The organism is Pseudomonas sp. NPDC098747, from assembly GCF_044760045.1.
Classification (GTDB): domain Bacteria; phylum Pseudomonadota; class Gammaproteobacteria; order Pseudomonadales; family Pseudomonadaceae; genus Aquipseudomonas.
The window spans coordinates 1-3,204 of sequence record NZ_JBIWAL010000127.1 but is presented as its reverse complement, the minus strand read 5'-3'; the positions used below and the strand labels follow the sequence as shown (position 1 = coordinate 3,204).

The window sequence follows — 3,204 nt, the reverse complement described above, 5'->3', positions numbered from 1 at the left end:
ACATTTCCGTGGTGCTGATCGTTCTGGCAGGAGTTTGGATATGGTAACCAGCGTTACGAACCTTTCGCGTTCGGGCCTCTATGACTGGATGGCGCAACGTGTGTCTGCGGTTGTTCTCGCGGCTTATTTCATCTTCCTGATCGGATACCTTGCAGCGAATCCGGGCATTGGCTACGACCAGTGGCACGGCCTGTTCGCTCACAACGGGATGCGTATCTTCAGTCTGCTGGCCCTCGTTGCCCTCGGCGCTCACGCCTGGGTCGGCATGTGGACCATCGCGACCGACTACCTGACGCCAATGGCGCTGTGCAAGTCCGCGACCGCAGTACGTTTCCTTTTCCAGGCAGTATGCGGCGTTGCGATGTTCGCTTACTTCGTCTGGGGTGTGCAGATTCTCTGGGGTATCTGAGTCATGGCTAACATTCCAACGATTTCTTTCGACGCCATCATTATTGGTGGTGGCGGTGCTGGCATGCGCGCTGCGCTGCAACTGGCACAGGGCGGTCACAAGACTGCGGTGATCACCAAGGTTTTCCCGACTCGTTCGCACACTGTATCGGCCCAGGGTGGCATCACCTGCGCAATCGCGTCCGCCGATCCGAACGATGACTGGCGCTGGCACATGTACGATACCGTCAAGGGCTCCGACTACATCGGTGACCAGGACGCTATCGAATACATGTGTCAGGAAGGCCCGGCTGCCGTTTACGAGCTGGACCACATGGGTATGCCGTTCTCGCGTACCGAACAGGGCCGCATCTACCAGCGTCCGTTCGGCGGCCAGTCGAAGGATTACGGTAAAGGCGGGCAGGCTGCCCGTACTTGCGCCGCTTCCGACCGTACCGGTCACGCGCTGCTGCACACCCTTTATCAGGCCAACCTGAAAGCCGGTACCACGTTCCTGAACGAGTACTACGCTGTTGATCTGGTGAAGAACGGTCAAGGCGAGTTCGTCGGTGTGATCGCGATCTGCATCGAAACCGGCGAAACCACCTACATCCGCGCCAAGGCTACTGTTCTGGCAACCGGCGGTGCAGGTCGTATCTACGCTTCCACCACCAATGCCCTGATCAACACCGGTGACGGCGTCGGCATGGCTCTGCGTGCTGGCGTGCCAGTACAAGACATCGAAATGTGGCAGTTCCACCCGACCGGCATCGCCGGCGCCGGTGTACTGGTTACCGAAGGTTGCCGTGGTGAAGGTGGATACCTGATCAACAAGCACGGCGAGCGTTTCATGGAGCGTTATGCTCCGAACGCCAAAGACCTTGCCGGTCGTGACGTTGTTGCCCGCTCGATGGTCAAGGAAATCATCGCTGGTAACGGTTGCGGTCCGAATGGCGACCACGTACTGCTCAAACTCGACCACCTGGGCGAGGAAGTGCTGCACAGCCGTCTGCCAGGCATCTGCGAACTGTCGAAGACCTTCGCACACGTTGACCCGGTTGTTGCTCCGGTTCCGGTTGTTCCGACTTGCCACTATATGATGGGCGGTGTTCCGACCAACATTCATGGCCAGGCGATCACTCAGAACGCTGAAGGCGTGGACGAGATCATTCATGGTCTGTTCGCAGTGGGCGAAGTGGCTTGCGTATCGGTTCACGGTGCCAACCGCCTGGGCGGCAACTCGCTGCTCGACCTGGTGGTATTCGGCCGCGCTGCCGGCCTGCACCTGGAGAAGGCGCTGACTGATGGCATCGAATACGATGACGCCACCGACGCCGACATCGAAGCTGCCCTGTCGCGTTTGTCCGCTCTGAACGAGCGCACCGAAGGCGAAGATGTCGCTACGCTGCGTCGCGAGCTGCAAAACTGCATGCAGAACTACTTCGGTGTATTCCGTACCGGCGAATACATGCAGAAAGGTATTGCCCAACTGGCAGACCTGCGCACCCGTATCGCCAACGTGAAAATCAACGATAAGTCGCAGGCGTTCAACACTGCACGTATCGAAGCGCTTGAACTGCAAAACCTGCTGGAAGTCGCTGAAGCCACTGCCATCGCGGCCGAAGTTCGTAAAGAGTCCCGCGGCGCTCACGCCCGTGAAGACTTTGAAGACCGTGATGACGAAAATTGGCTGTGCCACTCCCTGTACTTCCCGGGTGACAAGCGCGTGACCAAGCGTGCCGTGAACTTCTCGCCGAAGACTGTTCCGACTTTTGAACCTAAGATTCGGACTTAATCAGGGTGGCCGCCATGTTCCAAGTCAGCGTTTATCGTTACAACCCTGATCATGACGCCGCGCCGTTCATGCAGGAATTCCTGGTCGATACCTGTGGTAAATACCTGATGGTGCTGGACGTGCTGGCCCTGATCAAAGAGCAGGACGAAGGTTTCTCCTATCGTCGCTCTTGCCGTGAAGGTGTTTGCGGTTCCGACGGCATGAACATCAACGGCAAAAACGGCCTGGCGTGCATTACGCCGCTGTCCGCTGTCGTGAAAGGCAACAAGTTGATCGTTCGTCCGCTGCCAGGTTTGCCGGTTATCCGTGACCTGGTTGTCGATATGAGCATCTTCTACAAGCAATACGAGAAGGTTAAGCCATTCCTGCAGAACGACACGCCGGCTCCGGCCATCGAACGTCTGCAGTCCCCTGAAGAGCGTGAAAAGCTTGACGGTCTGTACGAGTGCATTCTGTGCGCTTGCTGCTCGACCTCTTGCCCGTCCTTCTGGTGGAACCCGGACAAGTTCCTGGGCCCGGCCGCACTGCTGCAAGCTTATCGCTTCCTGGCAGACAGCCGCGACACCAAGACGTCCGAACGTCTGGCTTCGCTGGATGACCCGTTCAGTGTTTTCCGCTGCCGGGGCATCATGAACTGCGTCAACGTATGTCCGAAAGGCCTGAACCCGACTAAGGCCATCGGTCACATCCGTAACATGCTGCTTTCGAGCGGCGTGTGATTCAGCTGCTGTAACCGCTGCACCGTAGAGGCTGTGGCGCGGGCTTCAACCCGCGTCATGGCTATAACCAGAGCAGCAGCCATAAGCTGCGGCTCTTATTTTGAAGAAATGAGACAAGCAGGGGCATCCGGGCTGGTACCCGGACTATCAGTGTGATCCTAGGTGGCTTGTTTTAGTCGCTGCATTCGGACTTCTGCAAGTTTGCTCGGTGTCGACATCGATGGTGTTCCCCTAACCGAGGGTGACGTATCATGAAAGTAATCTTGATGATTCTCTTTTGTTAATGTGGATTGCTTTATGTTT

The 3,204-nt window shown here is 57.2% G+C and carries 3 protein-coding genes; all 3 read left to right on the top strand.

Features of this window, described 5'->3' with window-relative positions:
* Nucleotides 1-40: 40 nt before the first annotated feature.
* From sdhD to ACIQVE_RS29385, 3 genes are read left to right on the top strand one after another with little or no spacing between them, the layout of a single operon-like run.
* Nucleotides 41-409, top strand: coding sequence for a succinate dehydrogenase, hydrophobic membrane anchor protein (gene sdhD, locus ACIQVE_RS29395; protein ID WP_402815436.1), 369 nt, complete (start codon nucleotides 41-43; stop codon nucleotides 407-409).
* Between the two features lie 3 nt (nucleotides 410-412).
* Nucleotides 413-2,182 (top strand): succinate dehydrogenase flavoprotein subunit, encoded by a 1,770-nt coding sequence (gene sdhA / locus ACIQVE_RS29390; RefSeq protein ID WP_402815434.1) that lies wholly within the window; start codon nucleotides 413-415, stop codon nucleotides 2,180-2,182.
* A 14-nt stretch (nucleotides 2,183-2,196) separates the two neighbouring features.
* Nucleotides 2,197-2,901 (top strand): succinate dehydrogenase iron-sulfur subunit, encoded by a 705-nt coding sequence (locus tag ACIQVE_RS29385; protein WP_402815432.1) that lies wholly within the window; start codon nucleotides 2,197-2,199, stop codon nucleotides 2,899-2,901.
* Nucleotides 2,902-3,204: the final 303 nt, after the last annotated feature.

What these genes read in the sequence shown, in the direction of transcription:
- ACIQVE_RS29385 (WP_402815432.1), top strand. Translation starts at nt 2,197, where the DNA reads ATGTTCCAAGTCAGCGTTTATCGTTACAACCCTGATCATGACGCCGCG.
- sdhD (WP_402815436.1), top strand. Translation starts at nt 41, where the DNA reads ATGGTAACCAGCGTTACGAACCTTTCGCGTTCGGGCCTCTATGACTGG.
- sdhA (WP_402815434.1), top strand. Translation starts at nt 413, where the DNA reads ATGGCTAACATTCCAACGATTTCTTTCGACGCCATCATTATTGGTGGT.